The sequence below is a fragment of the Ruegeria sp. CG4 genome, assembly GCF_056537185.1.
Genome location: NZ_JBQFRB010000003.1, coordinates 249,994 through 269,231, shown reverse-complemented (window position 1 = coordinate 269,231; position 19,238 = coordinate 249,994). Strand labels below are relative to the sequence as shown.

Here is a 19,238-nt window from a genome sequence, read left to right as displayed (position 1 = left end):
TTCTTCTCCGAATTTTGCGCGTCTCAGATCATGCTGAAGTAGTTGCGATAGAAGCCGGGAATGCTCCATTCCATCTCGGACAGCGGCCCCGGGACGAAATGGTGTGAATTCACGCCTTCCTGATTGTGCCGGATGATCCGTTCGTCATCGAGCGACGTGACATGCCAGAGCCATGTCAGCGCATCCTTGTCATAGTCGCGACCTTCTTCAGCGTCGCCGCGCACGTACCACACGATCTGAATATCCGTTTCCTGCAGGGCGCGTGGGACGAACCGGTACCCTACCACGTGGTCCGCGTAGATGAGGAAGTAGTTCAGCGTCCCAACCCCCAGATCGGTGGCGCCCCCATCGTGAGTTTTCAGATCACCCAAGGGTGGCGCCAGAGGTCCGCCATCCTTGCTGCCCGTCATGTAGCCGGGGAACAGCGGGTAGCGCCGCCAATAGACATCTGCGCCGGGCGCAACTGCATTTTCCCCGGTGAGGTCCAATTGTTCAGTTGGAATTCCGGCTTCTTCCATCCGCTCGTGAAGTGCCCCGCTGAATTCCAGAACTTGCGCCGGGTCTTTCAGGGAATGACTGCGGGAATAATCCTGATGGGATGGTGCGCAGTGGTAGCATTCCAGATAGTTCTCCAAGGCCAGCTTCCAATTTGCCGGAACCGGATATGAGGCTTCATGCGCGACCTTCAGGTTCTCTAGGTCGAATGGCTTTGAAAGCGGGGCCAGCCTTTCCAGCGCAGCATCCAAAGGCGGGGCGTCTTCAGCGACACAGACAAAAATCAGGCCCTGGAAAATCTTAACCTGAACCGGGAACAACCCGTACTGGCCGGGATCAAAGTCCGGGCCCATTGATCGCCCATTTCTTAGTTTTCCGTTCAGGTCGAAGGTCCACGCGTGATAGGGGCAAATGAAACTGCGCGCCTTGCCTTTCTGTTCAATGCAAACCCGCGATCCCCGGTGACGGCAAACATTCAGATGCGCGCGCACCTCTCCCTCGCGATCCCGAACGATGATTACGGACTCGGGGCCGTAATCGAACAGGAAATAGTCACCCGGTTCAGCGATCTGGGTGACATGCCCGACCCAGATCCAGTTGCGGCTCCAGAACGTACTGATGTCGTTGTCGTAAACCGCCTGCGAGGTATAGAAATGGCGCGGCAAGGCGAACCCTTCCGGCTGCGCCTCCATCAAATCGCGCATAACTTGCAAGTCATCTTTTGGCATGGCGCACCTCATTCAGCTTCAAGGGAAACGATTTCCCGGCGGAAATACTCGCGGTCGATGTCGCCCGCGTCGCGTTCGAAATTCCTGGCAGCCATGTGACCCGAAAATACAGCGTCCGCGATCAAACCGGGGTTTGCCGCGTCGCCGATCAGTTCCAGCTTTGTCAGCCGGCTGTCGGTCAAACCACGAAGTTCATCATAAAGGCCGGTTTCTCGCGTTCGCTGCGTGATCAAAACCACAGAACTGCATTCGATGGATTGTTCTCGGCCGGTATAGGCGCATTCTACTTTTGCCTGACCGGGCGCGATGCTGGCCAAGGTCTTGGACAGAACCAATCGAACGCCCTTTTCCAACAGACTGCGCTGAACTTTGATCTGTTCCAACGTCAATTCGGTAAATGGCGAAACCATCGAGGCCGGGGTCACAAAAACAACCTCATGCCCGGCCTGAGCCAGATGATCCGCCAGCACGCCACCAAGATATGCCTGATCATCGTCATAGATCAGAACAGGACCGCCCTGCGGCACCTGACCTGACATGATGTCATCCGGAGTGAAAACCCGGGTGCCAGCCTCTATAGCTATGCCGCGAAATGCGGATTTCCCGCGACCATCCCGCCGCCATGTTGAACCGGTTGCCAGAAAGACGTTGGAAATGCCCAGTTCAACAACTTCACTCGCCGACAAGCGGCTGTCGGTGAACAGTTGAACGTTCCCGCGCTGTTGCAGGTCGTAAATCCTGTGGTCTGCCACGCGTTTCCAGGCAGACAGGCCGGTCAGACCGGACTCCTGCAACACGCGGCCGCCAAGCTCTTGCTTTCCTTCGGCCAGAGTTACGTCGTAGCCACGCCGCGCCAGTTGCATGGCGCATTCCAGCCCGGCTGGCCCGCTGCCAACAACAAGCGCGGCTTCCTCTTTTCCCCGGCGCTCAATGATTTCAGGATGCCAACCACGCCGCCACTCTTCGCCCATAGTCGGGTTCTGAGTACACCGGATAGGCACTCCCAAGGAATCCGCTGAAACGCAGATATTGCATCCAATGCACTCGCGGATTTCTTCGATGCGACCTTCCTTGATTTTGTTGGGCAGAAAAGGATCGGCAATGGACGGTCGTGCCGCGCCGATGAAATCAAGGATACCTTTCCTGACCAGCGACACCATCAGGTCCGGAGACGTAAAGCGCCCGACACCAACAACCGGCTTGGACGTGACCTGTTTGACGAATTCGATATACGAAGTTTGAAAACCGTCGCGGGGTTCAAAACGGGTTGTCGCAGAATCATTGCTCCAATTCGCGACGTTGACGTCCCAGAGATCCGGCAGCTCTGCCAGCAGTTCAACAACGGCACGGCCTTCTTCCTGCGCCTGCATCCCGTCGGGCCCCAGCATTTCGTCGACCGCGAACCGAAGGGCGATGGCACAATCATCACCGACCTCTTCTTTGGTTTCTTCCAGAAGCTCCCGGGTCAGGCGCACCCGGTTTTCCAACGAACCGCCATATTCATCGGTCCGGTCGTTGAACTGCGGCAACAGAAAGTGATGCGGCAGAGTCATGTGATGACCGGCATAGATATAAACAATATCGAAACCCGCCTCACGCGAGCGTCGCGCCGCCGCACGGTGCCACTTGCGAAACTCGCGAATGTCAGACTTGTCCATCGCGCGGGCCTGCTTGGGATACGCGGTTTGCAGGGCGAGCTCTGATGGGGCCAGCAAGGGCGCGCGGCTCAGGTGGTTTTGCGCATGGTGGCCGTTGTGCGCCAGTTCGATGGCCGCCAGCGAGCCCTTCTCGTGCACCGCCTCGGTCATCAGGCGCAGGGCGGGAATATCCCGCTCATCCCAGAGCCGGTTTTCGGCGAAAGGCGACAGGTCGGACGTCGGATGGATTTCCGTCTCTTGATTGGACACGACAGCCCAACCACCCTCGGCCTTCATCGCCCGCATGGCAGCCTCGGCCTGAGGTCTGAGATGCCCCATGCCGTTGCAGTGGGGCACCTGGTAGAACCGGTTTCGGGCCGTCACTGGCCCGATCCGAACCGGTTCGAAAAGAACAGAATATCCGTCAGCGCCTGACATTGCCGCGCTTCCTCCAGAAAATTGGAAATGTTGTCGTGGGAATGGAGGGACCGTCTGGCTCGCCATTCCCGGTTGTGTTGTTAAGGTCTGCTTAGAAGCCTGCTTTGATGCGCTCGAACTCTTTCAGCATCTTGGCTTCCAGCTCGGGGTTGACCGCGTCGAAGAACAGGCTGCCCTCAAAGAAGCTGTCCACGTCCGAGAAACCATAGGTTTCGATCAGCTCCGGGTCTGCTTGTGCAAACGCGTCTTCGTTGGCATGGGCATACCCCCAGCTTTCGATGATGTACTTGCCGCTGGCGGCAGAGCTGAGCGCGTTCAGCATGTCATAGACCTGCTCATCCGACTGCTTGGCGGATTTCAGATGCACATAGCCGCAGACCCAGGTGGCGATACCCTTGTCCACATCACGCATCATGACGGCCGGGGTTTCGTTCCAGATCAGGTTCAGTTCCGACTGGTTCCAGCCCCAACCCAGTGTCACTTCACCGCTGGCAATCGCCTGGTCCAATTGTCCCGCATCGGACCAGTAGAAGCGCACATTGGGATGAATCGCGCGCAGGTAATCCGCCGCCTTCTGGAATTCCTCGTCGCTCATATCGGTATAGCTGGAGGCCCCTGTCGCCAATGCGGCCATGGCAAATGCGCTGGAGGCGGCATCCGGAATGGCAACCTTGCCCTGATAGGCAGGATCCGCGAGCAGTTGCAGCGACACATCATCCGCCGAAATCATGTCGGTGCGATAGATCAGGCCGGTGTTGCCCCATTCGAACGGCACCATATAGGTCTGCCCGTCGATCGTGATGCCATCGACTTCCTTGATCTTGGGCATCAGCTTGTCCCAGTTTTCAAGCTTACTGGTGTCGATCGGCTTTAGCATATCCGCCGCGACCCATTTCCTCAGCGCATCCGTGCAGGGATGGGCCAGATCTGCTTCAAACCCGGACTGAAGCTTGGTGAACGCTTCTTCCACGCTGCCGAAATAAGTATAGCTGGGCGCGCCGCCGTACTTTTCGACATAGTCGCCGTAGAACCCCTGATCCTCGTATCCGGACCAGTCGAAGACGGTCAGGTCCGCCGCGTTGGCCAGCGCTTGGCTGGCGGTAAAGGTGGCAACCACTGCTGCGGCGATTGATGCTGCTTTATTCATTTCTCTCCTCCCAAAGATTCACGTTTGCCCAAGTCGATCACTGAGGCGCTTTGAACGCCAAGCCAGACAGTATCGCCCCGGTTGTGATCGACTGTGTGAAAGTAGTTTGGCACTGCAACGGCGATGCTTTCTGGCAACCCGTCGACGCGCACATAATAGTGGACGCTTTCGCCATAGAAGGCGACGTCCGACACCTTGCCCTGAACATTCGCGTCATATCCATCCGGTTTTTCCGCGCTGATTTCCAACTGCTCAGGCCGAACGCCGACCAGCAGATCTTTGTCACGCACCTGAACATTCGGGTTCACCCCAATTGTCATCGAGCCAAACCCTTGAACATTCACGTCCAGCGTGTCGGCGTTTTCAGCAGTCACGTCAGCATTCAGGAAATTCATACCGCCGATGAAAGCGGCCACTTCCCGGTTGCATGGCTGCGAGTACAGCACCTCGGGTCTGTCGACCTGTTTGAGCTGACCGGCGAACATCACACCGATGCGGTCGGACATGGTCATGGCTTCGTATTGATCATGCGTCACCATCACGAAGGTAATGCCAAGCTTCTGCTGCAGGCGGCGCATTTCCAACTGCATCGCTTCGCGCAGGTTTTTGTCCAGCGCGGACAGTGGTTCATCCAGCAACAACACCTTTGGCCGCATGACCAGCGCCCGTGCAAGCGCCACACGTTGCCGCTGCCCGCCCGACAACTCGTTGGCCTTGCGGTCCTGCAACCCGCCGAGTTCCACCATCTCAAGCGCTTCGGCAACGCGTTCCTTGATTTCCTTCCGCGACAGCTTTGTCTTGCGCAAACCGAACCCTACATTGTCGCCAACATTCAGATGCGGAAAGATCGCATAGCTTTGGAACACCATGTTGGTAGGCCGCTTGTTTGCAGGCACCTCGCCCATGGTGCGTCCATCGATCCGGACTTCACCCTCTTCATGATCCTGAAAGCCCGCAATAATGCGTAAAGCCGTTGTCTTTCCGCAACCCGATGGCCCCAGCAGCGAAAAGAACTCACCCTCTTTCAAAGTCAGGTTCAGATCGGACACCGCCACAAAGGACCCAAAGCGTTTTTCGACGCCCTTAATCTCGATGATGTTCTGTTCGCTCATCTTGTTTGTTCCTTTGGCTTCAATCCGAAGATTGCGTGGAGCGGCGGCGGAAGTATTCGGCAATCAGCAGCAGCAGGACCGACGAGAGCAAAAGCAGCGATCCCAGGGCCAGCGTGTTGGGCAGCTTTGCGGGGAACCGGATCTGGCTCCAGATATAGACCGGCAGTGTCGGGCTGTTGCCGGACAGGAAGAAGGCCAGCACGAATTCGTCAAAGGACACGGTGAACGTGACCAGCAAGCTGGCGATGATGCCCGGAGCAACAATCGGCAGAGTGACGCGCCGAAACGTCCCGACAACGCTTTCGCCGAGGTCGAAGGCGGCCTCTTCCAAAGACTGGTCGAAATCGTCAAAGGCGGACTTCATGATCGAAACTGCGAAGGGCAGAGCCACGAAAACATGGCCAAGAATTACGGTTGTCAGCGATGGTTTCAGCCCGATGCTGATGAACAGAACCAGCATCGAACTGGCAACGATGATGCCGGGGATGACCAAAGGAAGCATGACCAGTCCCTCGGACAACTCCCGCCCTGTGAAGCGATAGCGGACATAAGCGCGCGCGGCGAACAGGCCCAGCGACGTTGCCATCAGGGCGGTCACGCTGCCCACGATCAGCGAGTTCACCATCGCCTGCAACAGCGTGTCCTGCTGACCCAACTGCGCGTACCACTTCAACGTGAAGCCCTTTAGCGGGAAGGCCACGATGGTTCCGTCATTGAACGAAAACAGCGGCAAAAGCAGAACCGGCAGGTAGAGAAACACCAGGTAGGCGATGGCATAGACAAGCAACCACGGGATACGAAATGCCTTGGTCATCGAATCCTCCGCCCCAAGGCGGTGACGACCACCACGAACAGGATCGCGACGCAGCCGACCGAAAGCATTGCCAGCAGAGACAGGGTTGCGCCCAATGGCCAGTTATTGGCGGCGCCAAACTGTACCTGGATCAGGTTCGCCACCATTTTGCCCTGCGATCCACCGACCAGAGCCGGGGTGACATAGTCGCCCACAGTCGGGATGAAAATGATCAGGCAAGCCGCGATGATCCCCGGCACCGTCAGGGGCAGCGTCACGCGAACAAACCTTTCAAGTTTGCTGCACCCAAGGTCGGTTGCGGCCTCCAACAGGCTACGGTCGATCTTTTGGAGCGACACGTAAATCGGCAGGATCGCAAACGGCGCCCAGGCATGCGCAAGCGTGAGCACAACGGCAAACTCGTTGTAGAGCAGGAATGTCAGCGGTTCCTGAATCAGCCCCAGCGAAATCAGGGCCGAATTCATCACGCCGTTAAATCCAAGGATCAGTTTCCAACTGAACACCCGCAGCAGGTAACTGCTCCAAAAGGGGATGGTGATCAGCAATAGCCACAGGGTCTTCTTCTGCGTCCGAAACGCAATGAAATAGGCGATGGGATAGGCCAAACACACCGTCGACAGTGTCACCGCCCCCGCTATTGCAACCGACCGGATCATCAGGTGCCGCACCAAGGGGTCGGTGAACGCCTCTTGGTAGTTCGCCCAGGTCAGGGTGCGATCAATCTCGACATAGGTTTGGGTCCAAAAGCTGTAGGCCACCAGAATGCAAAGAGGCACGGCCACAAGCAAGCCGACATAGAGCGTCGCAGGCGCGCTCAGTGCCAGGCCCTTGCCCGTTTCGCTTCTTATGACTCCAGCCATGCTTCCCTGCTGAGTTTTGCTTGCGGTGGTGCGACGACGTACATCACAAAATGGACAATCGTCCATTTAAATCTGGAATTTTCAGGCCAGCTGTGTCAACAGATAATTTCACAACTAGGGCTGGCCAAAGTCACAATGGCCGCTAGAAGGCACCGCAATAGGCTGAAAACAAACAGAACCGCCTGACCATATGACCGGAAGACGACAAGAAATACGCGAACGAAATCGCCTGTCCCTGATCGAAGCGGTGCTCGACTCGGTCGCAGAGAAGGGTATTTCAGAGACATCCGTAAGCGAAATCATCCAGCGCGCCGAGCTGTCCCGCGGCATGATTCACCTTCATTTCGGCGGCAAGGACAACCTGGTTAACGAAGCTGCCCGCTATTCGTCCGAGCAATACTACAATGGCATTTATGCCTTGCTGGAAACGACCGGGCAAACTGGCCAGGAGCATATCGAGATGATTGTTCGGGGTGATTTGGGTGAAACCATCCTCAACAAGAAAAGCGTTTCAATTTGGTACGCGTTTCGCGGTGAGGCCAGAAACCGAGCGGCGATAGCCGCCTTCTCCGACACGCGGGACGCGAAGCTACGGAACCTTGTTTTCAACGCGTTCGCCCGGATTGCGAAGGAAGCTGAAATCGAACACCCCAATCAGGTTGCACGTGACGCAACTCATGGCACGCTTGCTATGCTGGAAGGGATGTGGACCGATTACCTGCTGCACCCGGATTCTTTTGACCGAACCGAGGCAATAAGGATCATCTTCCGCTTCTTGAGCTCAATGTTTCCAAACCACTTCGACCTTGGCGGCGCATTGTCGCCAAAATGACTGTTGCGACCAAATGTGTCAGCTTGCAGTCGATAGGAATAGTCCCCGACTGGCAAGTCAGAGCGTGAACCGGGTGCAGAAGGTCAATCTAAGCAAAATTGGATTCAATTTTGGCTCATCTAACGACGACCTTTCCCCTTGAGAAAAGACCCTCCGCAAGGCAATGCGTAGCAGAAGCTCACGCATGGCGAGGCGAGCGAGCAACTAGAGACCAATGCATGCGCGAGTTTGGACCCGGAAGCATCTGATAAGTTGCTTCCGGGCCCAAACTGAAATTCTGTTAGCTGGGGACTTCGGTGGGCACCAGAATCGTCATTCCAACCCTGTCGGCTACGGCCATGATTGCGGGAATATCCGGTGGTCCATCCGGGGCAGGAATGTCTGTTGTTCCGTCGGGCATGGCTTCACCAGCTTCAGTGAAGAACGTGTCATGCATAGCGCCAGGGGCATTAATGCAGAGCAATCGACCGGGCCTCGCTCCGGTACATGTAAAGGCGTGAACGGCACCGTCCGGCACTTTTACAAAATCACCACTCTCTACACTGTGGGTTTCGCCGTTCACAAGAAACTCGAATTCCCCATCAAGCACATAAAAGCTTTCATCTTCACCGGCATGATGGTTGGGCGGTGCGCCGGCCCCCGGCGCCGTTTTGATCTCGACAATTGTACATCGATTTCCTGTTTCGCTGGGAAAAGCATGGAATGTCAGAAGATTTCCAAGAAGATGATAAACCCGAGGGCGAGGTTCAGTCATTGCAGCTACTCCCTTTACTCGAAAATTAATACCATTATGATACATAAATCCACTTATGAGACAAGTGTATTATGAAAGGAGTTAACTTGGCGCGCCGAACAAACCAAATTAAACGAACTCGTGATGCGCTTCTTTCGGCCGCTCGTGAACTGATGTCGGAGGGACAGGAAGTGACGCTGGCAAAAGTGGCTGAACATGCCAAAATCAGTCGTGCGACGGTCTACCGATACTTTTCCGATCCGGGCGTATTGGCTTTGGATGCGACTCTGGACATTGAAGTCAAACCAACGTCTGAGCTGCTTCAGGGGGTTCATGATGTCCGGGATCGAGTACACGCTGTCGCGCGTTACTATCTGGATTTCTCACGCGAACATGAAGCTTATTTCCGGCAGTTTCTTGCAGAGTCTCTGAAAGCATCGCTTGAGCAGGGTACGACCAAAATGCGGGGCGCGAGACGGGTTGCTGCTTTTGCTGAGGCACTTGAACCAGTGCAAAAATCTATGAAACCCAAGGAAATTAAAGACTTGGCGATGCGGTTGTCCATGACGACTGGCATGGAGCAATTTATAATCATTGAAGACATTCTGCGTGTTGACCAGGCGACAGGCTACCGCCTTCAAGAAGGGCTGGTAGATGCTCTGCTTGAACGATATTTGCCAGACTAGAAAATTCTCGACTTTTCTCTGTGCTTTGATGATGGATGCATTGGCCAAGCCAAGTGGGCAACGTCAGGCCCAGATGAATTGCGCTCCCATTCTCACAACATTGATTGGGTGGCCGATCATTATTTCCGCAAAGATAAGCCATTGTGAAATAGATGCACCTTGCCCGGATCGGCGTTCAGTTTAACATTTTGTCCACGCAGATTTCGTTCGACACCGGGAAACTTGGCGACTATGCCTTCGGCCCCTGCCCTGCTGGCGAAATAAAGAAGGGTGACTTCTCCCAAGGCTTCGATGAAATCGACCTTGCCGTCCAGAAACCCAGAGGCATCGTCGGCGAAAAAGTCTTCGGGGCGTACGCCAACGTTTACCGGCAGACCCATTTGATCGGGATTGGTTGGAATGGATGAAACTGCCGTGCCGCCCGCATCAAGTTTGACCGATGTCTGTGCCCCGGTCCCGGATATTTTGCCGGGCATCAAGTTCATGGAAGGCGAGCCGATAAACTGCGCCACGAATTCGTTGTCCGGTGTTTCGTACAGTTCCAGCGGTGTGCCCACCTGCGCAATGCCCTTGTTGGCCAGAACCACGATCCGACTGGCCAGGGTCATCGCCTCGACCTGATCATGGGTCACGTAGATCATGGTGCTGTCGGGCATTGCCTCTTTCAGTCGCGCGATCTCGATACGGGTTGCGACGCGCAAAGCAGCGTCAAGATTTGAGAGCGGCTCGTCGAACAGATAGACCTTGGGGTCCCGTACAATGGCCCGCCCGATGGCGACACGTTGGCGCTGACCTCCCGACAGGGCCTTGGGCAGTCGATCCAGAAGCGGATCCAGCTGAAGGGTCTGTGCGGCGCGTTCGACGGCGGCATCGATCTCGGCGGCGGGCATCTTGGCGATCTTGAGCGCAAACGCCATGTTCTCGCGCACGGTCAAATGTGGATAGAGCGCGTAGGACTGAAACACCATCGCGATGCCTCGCTGGGCGGGCGGCACATCGTTCATGACCTGCCCTTCGATTTCCAGTGTTCCTCCAGTAATCTTTTCCAACCCGGCAATCATCCGCAACAAGGTAGATTTGCCGCACCCCGAAGGGCCGACGAAGACGATCAACTCGCCTTTCTCGATGTCCAGATCGATATGCTTCAGTACATCGACGGGACCATAGGACTTCGCCACATCTGTAAGCTTGAGTTCCGACATGGTTTACCCCTTGTCCTTAACCATCAGGCAGAATTGCGAAGGTTGCAGCGTCACGACGCGTTCGCCATCAACACCGCCCAGGTCTTGCCCGATGACCCGCCAGTTGCCTTCAGGCAGGTCGATCTGTCTTGCTTCTGTTCCAAGGTTGAATGCGCAATACACCGTTTCAGAAGCGTCTTCGCGGTAGAACGTCAGGGCCGGACCGACCTGTTTCATCTCGGATTGCGTACCCGATGTGAGCGCAGGATGAGCATGGCGCAACGCAATTGCGCGGCGATAGTGGTGGAGCATCGATTGGTCGTCCACCTCCAGCCGGTCCACGGCCCGTTCGGATTGCATGGTACTGACCGGTAGCCACGGCTCACCCGTACTAAAGCCCGACTGTTCGTCTTGCGCCGTCCAGACCATCGGCGTACGGCAGCCATCCCGGCCCTTGAATTCGGGCCAGAACTCGATGCCGTAAGGGTCTTGCAGTTTTTCAAACGGAACATCGGCCTCGTGCAGGCCCAGCTCCTCACCCTGATATAGACAGGCGGAACCGCGCAGGCACATCATCAAGACTGCGTGCTGTCGAATGGCCGCATCGTCCAGGCCCCAGCGCGAGGCGTGGCGTGGCACGTCGTGGTTCGAGAACGCCCAGCACGGCCACGCATCCCCGGCTTTGGCCTGTAGCTGATCAAAAACCTGTTTCGCATAATCAGCCGACAGTGCACGTTTTTCGAGAAACTCAAAGGCGTAACACATGTGCATCCGCTTGTCGCCGGACGTGTACTCACCCATGATTTCCAACCCACGCTGCGCGTCGCCGACCTCGCCCAGGCAGGCGCGACCATCATATTCGTCTGTCAGCGCCCGCAAGCGTTCAAGGAAGGCAATGTTTTCAGGCCGACTTTTGGAATACAGGTGGTTTTGGTGGTTATAGGGGTTCACCGCTGGCGCGATTGACGCGTTGCGCTCTTCGATCGGAAGCGCCGGGTTGTCGCGCAACTGTTTGTCGTGGAAATAGAAATTGATCGTGTCCAGACGAAAGCCGTCCACGCCCATCTCAAGCCAGAACCGGGCAACATCCAGCAAGGCGTCCTGAACGTGTGCATTGTGGAAGTTCAGGTCCGGCTGCGACGTGAGGAAATTGTGCAAATAGTATTGCAGGCGGCGCGGGTCCCACTGCCACGCTGATCCGCCAAAGATCGACAGCCAGTTGTTGGGCGGTGTGCCATCTGGCTTCGGATCGGCCCAAACATACCAGTCGGATTTCGGGTTTTCCCGGCTGGCACGGCTTTCGATGAACCACGGGTGCTGGTCTGATGTGTGTGAAAGCACCAGATCGATCATCACTTTCAGCCCCTTGGCATGGGCCTGATCGAGCAGTTCGCGAAAATCCTGCAATGACCCGAACATCGGATCAACGTCGCGGTAATCGCTGATGTCATAGCCGAAATCCTTCATCGGAGATTTGAAGAAGGGCGAAATCCAGATCGCGTCAACACCTAGCGAAGCGATGTAATCCAGACGCCGGGTGATACCTTTCAGGTCTCCGATGCCGTCGCCATTGCTGTCCTGAAAACTGCGCGGATAGATCTGATAGATCACTCCGCCGCGCCACCAGTCTGACGTGGCCTTTGTTGATTTGGAAAGTTCCACAGTGTTCTGCACGTTCATCAGACGCCTCTATTTGACGGATCCGGCCAGCAGGCCCCGGACCAGATATTTTTGCATTGCGAAGAAGACGACCAAAGGCACGAAGATCGACACAAAGGCCGCAGTCGCCAGAATTTCCCAGTTGCCTCCACGGGTGCCCAAAAGCTCGACAATGCGGTTGGTCATCACCGTGGTCTGGCCGGTTGCGTCGATCAGGAAGACCTTGGCCACCAGAAGATCGTTCCACGTCCACAGGAACTGGAAGATTGCGAAGGACGCGAGCGCCGGGAAGCTGAGCGGCAGGATCAGCTTGGTGAAGATCTGGAACTCGGTCGCCCCGTCGACCCGCGCATTCTCGATCAGATCACGCGGCAATCCAGCCATGTAGTTGCGCAGAAGGTAGATCGCCAGCGGCATGCCAAAGCCCGTATGCGCCAACCAAACGCCCAGATAACCTTTCCCAACCCCGATACTCAGGTGGAATTTCAACAGCGGAATCAACGCCAGTTGCAACGGAACCACCAACAGGCCAACCACCGCGGCGATCAGCAAGGCCCGGCCCGGAAACTCCATCCACGCCAGGGCATAAGCTGCAAAGGCTGCAACAAGGATTGGAATGATCGTCGCTGGGATTGTGACTGTCAGCGTGTTGAAGAACGCCTTTGCCATACTGTCCGTACTGCTTTGGTCCAACAGAACTTTTTTGTAGTTGTCCAATGTAAACTCAGGCGGCAATTCAGCCGTCACAAATACACGCGCGCCGCGCTTGCCGCTGAATTCTTCGGCATTCTCCATCCGATAGTTGCCGTCTGCATCGACTGTGATTGTGCCGCCTCGGCGCAGCTCGGCGGTTTCACCGGGGGCAAAAGCGTCAATTTCGCGCGCGCTGATGCCCCAGCCTGAAATCCTGATTTGCTCTTCATCGCCAAACAGCTGCCCCTGGATTACGTAAAGCTCATTCTCCGACACCTGCGTTTCGGGTGCCGCGCTGCGCAGGGTCAGATTCTGCTCGGACGGGAAGAGTGACCGCCACCAGCCGCTGCTGGAAATCTGGTCCGCCGTCCGGAAGGATGAGATCAAAAGACCAAGCGTCGGAATGATCCACAGGACCACCAGAAAGACGACCGAGGCATGAACGACCCAGCGCAGCGCCGGTCTGGTTCCCGCAATATCGTTCATGGCCTACTCCATCTCCTTGCGCGCATTGCGCACGTTCCAGATCAGGATCGGTGTGACCAGCAACATGATCACCATGGCCGAGGCCGAGCCCACCCCCCAGTCGTTGGCGCGAAACAGCTTGTCATACATGTAGTTGGCCAGAACCTGTGTCTCCCACTGGCCGTTGGTCATGGCAAAGACGATGTCGAAGACTTTCAGCACGGTAATGGTGATCGTCGTCCAGACGACCAGAATCGTGGTTTTGATCTGCGGCACCTTGATCTTGAAAAAAATCTGAAACGGGTTCGCGCCATCCAGGATGGCGGCCTCGACAGTTTCTTCGGGGATGCCGCGAAGGGCGGCCGACAGGATCACCATGGCAAACCCGGTCTGAATCCAAACCAGAACAATCATCAGGAAGAAACTGTTCCAGAACGGAACCGTCAGCCATGTCTGCGGTTCGGTGCCGCCAAAGAAGATATAAAGCGCGTTCAGGATGCCGATCTGGTCCTGTTCCGCCGGGCGCGCGTCATAGACGAGTTTCCAGATCACCGAGGCGCCGACGAATGAAATCGCCATTGGCATAAAGATCAGCGATTTGGCAAAATTACCCCATCGGATGCGGTCGGTCAGTTGTGCAACCAGCAGGCCGAAAGCGGTGGACATGGCCGGCACAACGATCAGCCAGAACATGTTGTTGCGCATGGCCTCCCAGAATTTCGGCTCTTTGGCCATCTGGGTGTAATTATCAAGGCCTACCCATCTGTACCCACCGCCGGGCACGCGTTCAGTGAGCGACAGGCGCAGCGTCTCGACCACCGGGTATGCCAGGTACAAGCCCAGAGCAGCAAGTGCCGGGAACAGGAACAACCAGGGCCGGATCATGTTCGCCCGGTTGATGTTGCGCCCTGCGTTGGGCCCGCGCGGCGGGAACAGGACTTTGTCCAGAAACTGGTTGGAGAGGTAGAAGTAGCCCACGCAACCCGACACACCGATGGCGATGGTCAGCAGGCCCTGAAGTGCCGGTGTCATGATGCCCTCGTTGGTTTGGAAATTGGGGCGACGTCAGGGCCGCCCCAGCCGTCACTTACTTCGCAGCATCCCACGAAGACTGGATTTCTCCGGCAATTGTGGCTGCGTCCTTCGCACCCGAGGAATAGTCGACCATACCCGTCCAGAACGTTCCCGCGCCGACCGCGCCCGGCATCAGGTCGGACCCGTCAAAGCGGAACGTGGTTGCGTTGGTCAGGATTTCACCCTGTCCCCGCTGGGTATCATTGGCGTAATTCTCGGGATTTGCCCCCAGATGCGGCGTCAGGAATCCGTCCTGAGACATCATGATCTCGTGCGCGAAGGGCGTTTTGAGGAACTCCATGAACACCTCGGCCGCCGGGTTCGGGTTCGTGATCGTGAACAACGTGCCCGCACCCAGAACCGGAGTTCCCAGATCTTTCTCGGCATAGGCCGGGAAGTAGAAGAAATCGGCATCTACGCCCAATTCGGTCCCTTCCGGGAAATAGGCGGGAATGAACGACGCCTGACGGTGCATCATGCAGGCAGGCGGGCTGTCGAACAGACCCTTGGGGCTGTCGCGGAAGTCAATCGCGGCGGTGTCGTCGGCGTTGCCCACGACATAGTCGTCGTTGCGGGTAAAGCTGCCGTATTCCTCAATCGCTGCGATCACCCGCGGATCATCGAACTTCATCTCATTCGAGACCCACTGGTCGTAGATTTCGGGCGGTTGTGTACGCAACATCAGGTCCTCGACCCAGTCGGTCGCGGGCCACCCGGTCGCACCGCCGGATGCAAGCCCCACGCAAAGCGGCGTCTCGCCATCCTCGACCATCTGATCCATCAGCGCCTTGAACTCTTCCATGGTTTGCGGGACGTCGTAACCGAAGTCTTCGAAGTTTTCCGGGATGTACCAGACCAGCGACTTCACGTTGACGTTGAAGAAAAAGCCGTAGAAATCTTTGGCGCCATCGGCGTTTTCAAAGGTTCCCAAATCAACCCAGGACTGGCCAGCAGCGAAATTGTCCTTGATCCAGTCCGCCGACCCTTCGGCAAGCGGCGTCAGGTATCCGTTCTTGGCCATGTTCGCGGCGAGACCCGGCTGCGGGAAAACCGTCAAGTTCGGAGCGGAGCCAGCGGCCGCATCAATCAGGATCTGCTGCTCCAGCGAGTCCGATCCGACATAGCTGGAATTCGCTCCGGTGGCCTCATCAAAATAGGCGACCAGATTTTCGAATGACTTCCCTTCGCCCGCAAGCCACGGCCCGAAAATGGTAAGGTCCTGACCGGCCAGGTCATGGGCGTCCGCAAAGGCCTGAAAGCCGTCCCAGTCAAAGCCGCCCTCGCCCACGGCGTGGATCATCTCGCCCTGCGCCTGGACGCCTCCGGACAGCAAAGCAAATGTGGCCACACCTGCATAAAGCGCGTTTCTCATGAATTTTCCTCCCAACAGTTCCTTGCGCCACAGAGACTCAGCATCCAAAGCGCTTTGGATATGCAGTTTATCCGCTAACATTTCCCGCCTGTCAATATTCGCGTTGCAAAACGCTAATAATCAAAAGGCTGATTGAAACGGGTTGACGGAACGAGCATTTGACCACACAACAGGTAACAGCCAAAACTTGAAGGCGCTTTGAAACAATCATGAACCTGAAGCAGCTCTCGGAAATTCTTGCCCTTTCGCAAACGACGGTCAGCCGCGCTCTGAACGGCTACCCCGAAGTGAGCGAGGAAACCCGGATGCGCGTTCAGGCTGCTGCTGCCAAACATGGCTATCGCCCGAACATCCGCGCCAAGGGGCTGGCGACCGGCAAATCCATGGTGATCGGGCATGTCATCCCCAGTTCGTCCCAGCACGAGATGGTGAACCCAATCTTCGGTGACTTTGTTGCTGGTGCCGCTCGGACATACGCGGCGCATGGCTATGACATGATGTTCACCACCGCCGATGATACGTCGATCGAAGGGGCCTATCGCAGTTTGTTTCAGCGCGGTGCCGTGGATGGCGTCGTTTTGCAGGGCCCCAAAGTCAACGAACACCGAATTGATCTGCTGTCGCGGATGGCGGTACCGTTCATCGTGCATGGGCGTTCGACGGGGGCGGATGTGCAATATGACTGGATTGACGTAAACAACAAAAGCTCGTTCCTGCGCGCCACACAGTTCCTGATCGATTTAGGGCATCGCCGGATCGCCCTGATCAACGGGCTTGAAGATATGGATTTCGCGCAACGACGCCGTACAGGGTACCAGCAGGCCCTGGAACAGGCAGGCTTGACCTCGGACCCGCAACTGATGCGAAGCGCCGAGATGACCGAAGTCTACGGCCACCGCGAAACCCACGACATGCTGCAATTGAATGAACCGCCGACTGCCATTCTGGCGTCCTCGATGATTTCAGCGATCGGAGTACGGCGGGCGCTGGACGAGGCGGGCCTCCGGATCGGTCGGGATGTCTCGGTCATCGCTCATGACGATGACCTTTCTTACCTAAAGAACGGGCAGGACGTCCCCATTTTCACAGCCACGCGCTCTTCAGTGCGACACGCAGGAGAACTGGCCGCCGAGATGCTTATCGAGCGGATCAAATCGCCTGAGGACCCGGTCAAAACCAGATTGCTTGAGGCGGAGCTGGTTGTCGGCAAGTCAACCGGCCCTGCACCCGACAGGTTCTGAAGATGAACTTTACGCGAAACGATTTTCCGTCTGATTTCCTGTTTGGGGTCGCCACGTCGGCCTATCAAATCGAAGGTCACGCCCAAGGCGGTGCAGGGTCCACCCATTGGGATACGTTTGCCGCGACGCCCGGCAACGTCGTGCGGGGGGAAAATGGGAATCTGGCCTGCGATCACCTGAACCGGTTTGAACAGGATTTCGATCTTGTGCGCAACGCAGGTTTTGATTGCTATCGCTTCTCGACCAGCTGGGCACGCGTGATGCCCGAGGGGCGCGGACCGATCAATCAAAAGGGTTTGGACTATTACGACCGGCTGACTGATGCGCTGCTGGAGCGTGGCATCCGCCCGTGCGCGACGCTTTATCACTGGGAACTGCCGTCGGCTCTGGCTGACCTGGGCGGTTGGCGCAACCGAGATATCGCCAGTTGGTTTGCCGATTTCACCGAGGTCATCATGGGCCGGATTGGCGACCGAATGTACAGCGTTGCCCCCATCAATGAACCTTGGTGCGTCAGTTGGCTGAGCCATTTCGAAGGACATCACGCCCCGGGATTGCGGGACATTCGGGCCACAGCTCGAGCCATGCATCACGTCCTGCTGGCCCATGGCCACGCGATTCAGGCAATGCGCGGTCTGGGCATGTCCAATCTGGGCGGTGTGTTCAATCTTGAATGGGCCGAACCCGCCGATGACAGTCCGCAAGCGCAGCAGGCCGCTGATCTCTATGATGGGATCTATAACCGGTTCTTCCTGGGTGGCGTGTTCAACAAGGCCTATCCTCAGAATGTGCTGGAAGGGCTGGAACCCCACCTTCCGACCGGCTGGCAGGATGATTTCGACATCATCGGCGCTCCTGTCGACTGGTGTGGATTGAACTACTACACCCGCAAACTGATCGCCCCTGCGGACACCGCCTGGCCCGGTCTGACCGAAATCCCCGGGCCCTTGCCCAAGACCCAAATGGGATGGGAAATCGACCCAGCCGCGCTGAGCCGGTTCCTGATCCGCACAGCGCAAGAATACACTGGCGACCTTCCGATCTACGTGACCGAAAACGGCATGGCCAGCCCCGAGCGCCAACAAGACGATGATCGTATCAGCTATCTGGATCAGCACTTTGCCGCCGTTCAGGAGGCCCTAAATCAGGATGTTCCGGTCAAGGGGTACTTTGTTTGGTCTCTGCTGGACAATTACGAATGGGCCTTGGGGTACGAAAAACGCTTTGGTCTGGTTGATGTGGATTTCGATACGATGAAACGTACTCCGAAAGCCTCATACTTCGCCTTGAAGAAGATGCTGTCCACTTACAATACCGCTGCCAGATGACTGTGTTCTGGTGCTTTGAGGCTATTTTGTTGATGGTAGCTCTCCACCAAATGCGACGTTCGCACAGGTCAACTTGCCGTGCATTGATTGCCGCCGAGCACTTCTGACGAGCCAAGTTCTGGATTTCTTTTTTAGGATGAATCGGTGCCAGCCTGATCCGCATGTCGGCCCTGATTTTGCTAATAGGAAGTCAGGATCTATGAAATCGGTTTTTGGACGCTGGATGAAGGGAATGAGGTGAAAACGGCAAGGCTTTGTCGCTGGTGCCAGAACCATGTGTGCCTTACAGAATACCAAGTGGCGGACCGAGGAGGAGCCTAAATTTTCCGCTATACATATATCTATTGGATGAAATTCTGAAAAATTTTCTTGCCATACTACCAAAAGTACCACGTCATGTTGGACTTAGGCGGCCCATTGACACAAGTAACTTTTATATCGGCTTGGCATCAGCACCCAGAAACAAACCCAATTCTCGACTGTAGCTTCGATATCATTCAGCAAACGTTCGACAATTCCACAGAAACTACCGAGTCGCGAACAGAGCGGACATTCATAGTCAAGCTTGGTCCCGGTCCTGTGCTGAATTGCAAATTGTCCGATGGCTGCAGCAGCGCGCGGTATTCTAGGATGCCTGCCTAACGTAGCAGGGAGTGGTAAGTTTTAGTGTTCCGTTTCAGAACCGAAGGACCGACGAGAAATCGGTCTGACGGGTTCTGGTTTGGACCCATGGGAGGTTTTTG

At 56.4% G+C, this 19,238-nt stretch carries 16 protein-coding genes; 4 read left to right on the top strand and 12 right to left on the bottom strand.

The window, feature by feature from the left end; genetic code table 11:
- Positions 1–23 precede the first annotated feature (23 nt).
- The 6 genes from ACR0J2_RS10790 to ACR0J2_RS10765 all read right to left on the bottom strand — a co-directional run bounded on the left by ACR0J2_RS10790 (position 24) and on the right by ACR0J2_RS10765 (position 7,231).
- Positions 24–1,223, bottom strand: a complete 1,200-nt coding sequence (locus tag ACR0J2_RS10790; RefSeq protein ID WP_480812556.1) for an aromatic ring-hydroxylating oxygenase subunit alpha — start codon at positions 1,221–1,223, stop codon at positions 24–26.
- An 8-nt stretch (positions 1,224–1,231) separates the two neighbouring features.
- The gene (locus ACR0J2_RS10785) at positions 1,232–3,298 is read right to left on the bottom strand and encodes an oxidoreductase (protein ID WP_480812555.1); all 2,067 of its coding nucleotides are present in this window, start codon (positions 3,296–3,298) and stop codon (positions 1,232–1,234) included.
- 91 nt (positions 3,299–3,389) lie between these two features.
- Complete coding sequence (locus ACR0J2_RS10780) at positions 3,390–4,445, bottom strand: extracellular solute-binding protein (RefSeq protein ID WP_480812554.1); 1,056 nt, start codon at positions 4,443–4,445, stop codon at positions 3,390–3,392.
- On the bottom strand, positions 4,442–5,557 hold the full coding sequence (locus tag ACR0J2_RS10775; protein WP_480812553.1) for an ABC transporter ATP-binding protein: 1,116 nt from the start codon (positions 5,555–5,557) through the stop codon (positions 4,442–4,444). The genes ACR0J2_RS10780 and ACR0J2_RS10775 overlap by 4 nt, the downstream gene beginning before the upstream one ends.
- A gap of 19 nt (positions 5,558–5,576) precedes the next feature.
- A complete protein-coding gene (locus ACR0J2_RS10770) occupies positions 5,577–6,371 on the bottom strand; it encodes an ABC transporter permease (RefSeq protein WP_480812552.1) in 795 nt (264 codons plus the stop codon).
- A complete protein-coding gene (locus ACR0J2_RS10765; RefSeq protein ID WP_480812551.1) occupies positions 6,368–7,231 on the bottom strand; it encodes an ABC transporter permease in 864 nt (287 codons plus the stop codon). The genes ACR0J2_RS10770 and ACR0J2_RS10765 overlap by 4 nt, the downstream gene beginning before the upstream one ends.
- Positions 7,232–7,421: 190 nt before the next feature.
- Between ACR0J2_RS10765 and ACR0J2_RS10760 the strand changes: the two genes are divergently transcribed.
- The gene (locus ACR0J2_RS10760) at positions 7,422–8,063 is read left to right on the top strand and encodes a TetR family transcriptional regulator C-terminal domain-containing protein (protein WP_170613667.1); all 642 of its coding nucleotides are present in this window, start codon (positions 7,422–7,424) and stop codon (positions 8,061–8,063) included.
- 280 nt (positions 8,064–8,343) lie between these two features.
- Here ACR0J2_RS10760 and ACR0J2_RS10755 read toward each other — a convergent pair whose 3' ends face one another.
- Entirely contained in the window at positions 8,344–8,817 is a 474-nt protein-coding gene (locus ACR0J2_RS10755) for a cupin domain-containing protein (RefSeq protein WP_321251132.1), read from the bottom strand.
- Positions 8,818–8,888: 71 nt separating this feature from the next.
- Between ACR0J2_RS10755 and ACR0J2_RS10750 the strand changes: the two genes are divergently transcribed.
- Positions 8,889–9,482 (top strand): TetR/AcrR family transcriptional regulator, encoded by a 594-nt coding sequence (locus ACR0J2_RS10750; protein WP_480812550.1) that lies wholly within the window; start codon positions 8,889–8,891, stop codon positions 9,480–9,482.
- A 119-nt stretch (positions 9,483–9,601) separates the two neighbouring features.
- On the opposite strand, the gene ACR0J2_RS10745 is transcribed toward ACR0J2_RS10750, so the two are convergent.
- From ACR0J2_RS10745 to ACR0J2_RS10725, 5 genes are read right to left on the bottom strand one after another with little or no spacing between them, the layout of a single operon-like run.
- Positions 9,602–10,684 (bottom strand): ABC transporter ATP-binding protein, encoded by a 1,083-nt coding sequence (locus ACR0J2_RS10745; RefSeq protein ID WP_480812549.1) that lies wholly within the window; start codon positions 10,682–10,684, stop codon positions 9,602–9,604.
- A gap of 3 nt (positions 10,685–10,687) precedes the next feature.
- Positions 10,688–12,343: an alpha-amylase family glycosyl hydrolase gene (locus tag ACR0J2_RS10740; protein ID WP_480812548.1), complete on the bottom strand. Its 1,656-nt coding sequence runs from the start codon at positions 12,341–12,343 to the stop codon at positions 10,688–10,690.
- A 9-nt stretch (positions 12,344–12,352) separates the two neighbouring features.
- Positions 12,353–13,501, bottom strand: coding sequence for a carbohydrate ABC transporter permease (locus ACR0J2_RS10735; RefSeq protein WP_480812547.1), 1,149 nt, complete (start codon positions 13,499–13,501; stop codon positions 12,353–12,355).
- A 3-nt stretch (positions 13,502–13,504) separates the two neighbouring features.
- Entirely contained in the window at positions 13,505–14,512 is a 1,008-nt protein-coding gene (locus tag ACR0J2_RS10730; RefSeq protein ID WP_170613680.1) for a carbohydrate ABC transporter permease, read from the bottom strand.
- 55 nt (positions 14,513–14,567) lie between these two features.
- On the bottom strand, positions 14,568–15,926 hold the full coding sequence (locus ACR0J2_RS10725; RefSeq protein ID WP_480812546.1) for an ABC transporter substrate-binding protein: 1,359 nt from the start codon (positions 15,924–15,926) through the stop codon (positions 14,568–14,570).
- Positions 15,927–16,135: 209 nt separating this feature from the next.
- On the opposite strand from ACR0J2_RS10725, the gene ACR0J2_RS10720 reads away from it, so the two are divergent.
- Positions 16,136–17,167, top strand: coding sequence for a LacI family DNA-binding transcriptional regulator (locus ACR0J2_RS10720; RefSeq protein WP_480812545.1), 1,032 nt, complete (start codon positions 16,136–16,138; stop codon positions 17,165–17,167).
- A 2-nt stretch (positions 17,168–17,169) separates the two neighbouring features.
- A complete protein-coding gene (locus tag ACR0J2_RS10715; protein ID WP_480812544.1) occupies positions 17,170–18,495 on the top strand; it encodes a GH1 family beta-glucosidase in 1,326 nt (441 codons plus the stop codon).
- Positions 18,496–19,238 lie beyond the last annotated feature (743 nt).

Coding starts and splice junctions, on each gene's coding strand:
- ACR0J2_RS10740 (WP_480812548.1), bottom strand. CDS start 12,343: ATGAACGTGCAGAACACTGTGGAACTTTCCAAATCAACAAAGGCCACG.
- ACR0J2_RS10765 (WP_480812551.1), bottom strand. CDS start 7,231: ATGGCTGGAGTCATAAGAAGCGAAACGGGCAAGGGCCTGGCACTGAGC.
- ACR0J2_RS10720 (WP_480812545.1), top strand. CDS start 16,136: ATGAACCTGAAGCAGCTCTCGGAAATTCTTGCCCTTTCGCAAACGACG.
- ACR0J2_RS10775 (WP_480812553.1), bottom strand. CDS start 5,557: ATGAGCGAACAGAACATCATCGAGATTAAGGGCGTCGAAAAACGCTTT.
- ACR0J2_RS10715 (WP_480812544.1), top strand. CDS start 17,170: ATGAACTTTACGCGAAACGATTTTCCGTCTGATTTCCTGTTTGGGGTC.
- ACR0J2_RS10770 (WP_480812552.1), bottom strand. CDS start 6,371: ATGACCAAGGCATTTCGTATCCCGTGGTTGCTTGTCTATGCCATCGCC.
- ACR0J2_RS10780 (WP_480812554.1), bottom strand. CDS start 4,445: ATGAATAAAGCAGCATCAATCGCCGCAGCAGTGGTTGCCACCTTTACC.
- ACR0J2_RS10745 (WP_480812549.1), bottom strand. CDS start 10,684: ATGTCGGAACTCAAGCTTACAGATGTGGCGAAGTCCTATGGTCCCGTC.
- ACR0J2_RS10785 (WP_480812555.1), bottom strand. CDS start 3,298: ATGTCAGGCGCTGACGGATATTCTGTTCTTTTCGAACCGGTTCGGATC.
- ACR0J2_RS10725 (WP_480812546.1), bottom strand. CDS start 15,926: ATGAGAAACGCGCTTTATGCAGGTGTGGCCACATTTGCTTTGCTGTCC.
- ACR0J2_RS10790 (WP_480812556.1), bottom strand. CDS start 1,223: ATGCCAAAAGATGACTTGCAAGTTATGCGCGATTTGATGGAGGCGCAG.
- ACR0J2_RS10735 (WP_480812547.1), bottom strand. CDS start 13,501: ATGAACGATATTGCGGGAACCAGACCGGCGCTGCGCTGGGTCGTTCAT.
- ACR0J2_RS10730 (WP_170613680.1), bottom strand. CDS start 14,512: ATGACACCGGCACTTCAGGGCCTGCTGACCATCGCCATCGGTGTGTCG.
- ACR0J2_RS10750 (WP_480812550.1), top strand. CDS start 8,889: ATGAAAGGAGTTAACTTGGCGCGCCGAACAAACCAAATTAAACGAACT.
- ACR0J2_RS10760 (WP_170613667.1), top strand. CDS start 7,422: ATGACCGGAAGACGACAAGAAATACGCGAACGAAATCGCCTGTCCCTG.
- ACR0J2_RS10755 (WP_321251132.1), bottom strand. CDS start 8,817: ATGACTGAACCTCGCCCTCGGGTTTATCATCTTCTTGGAAATCTTCTG.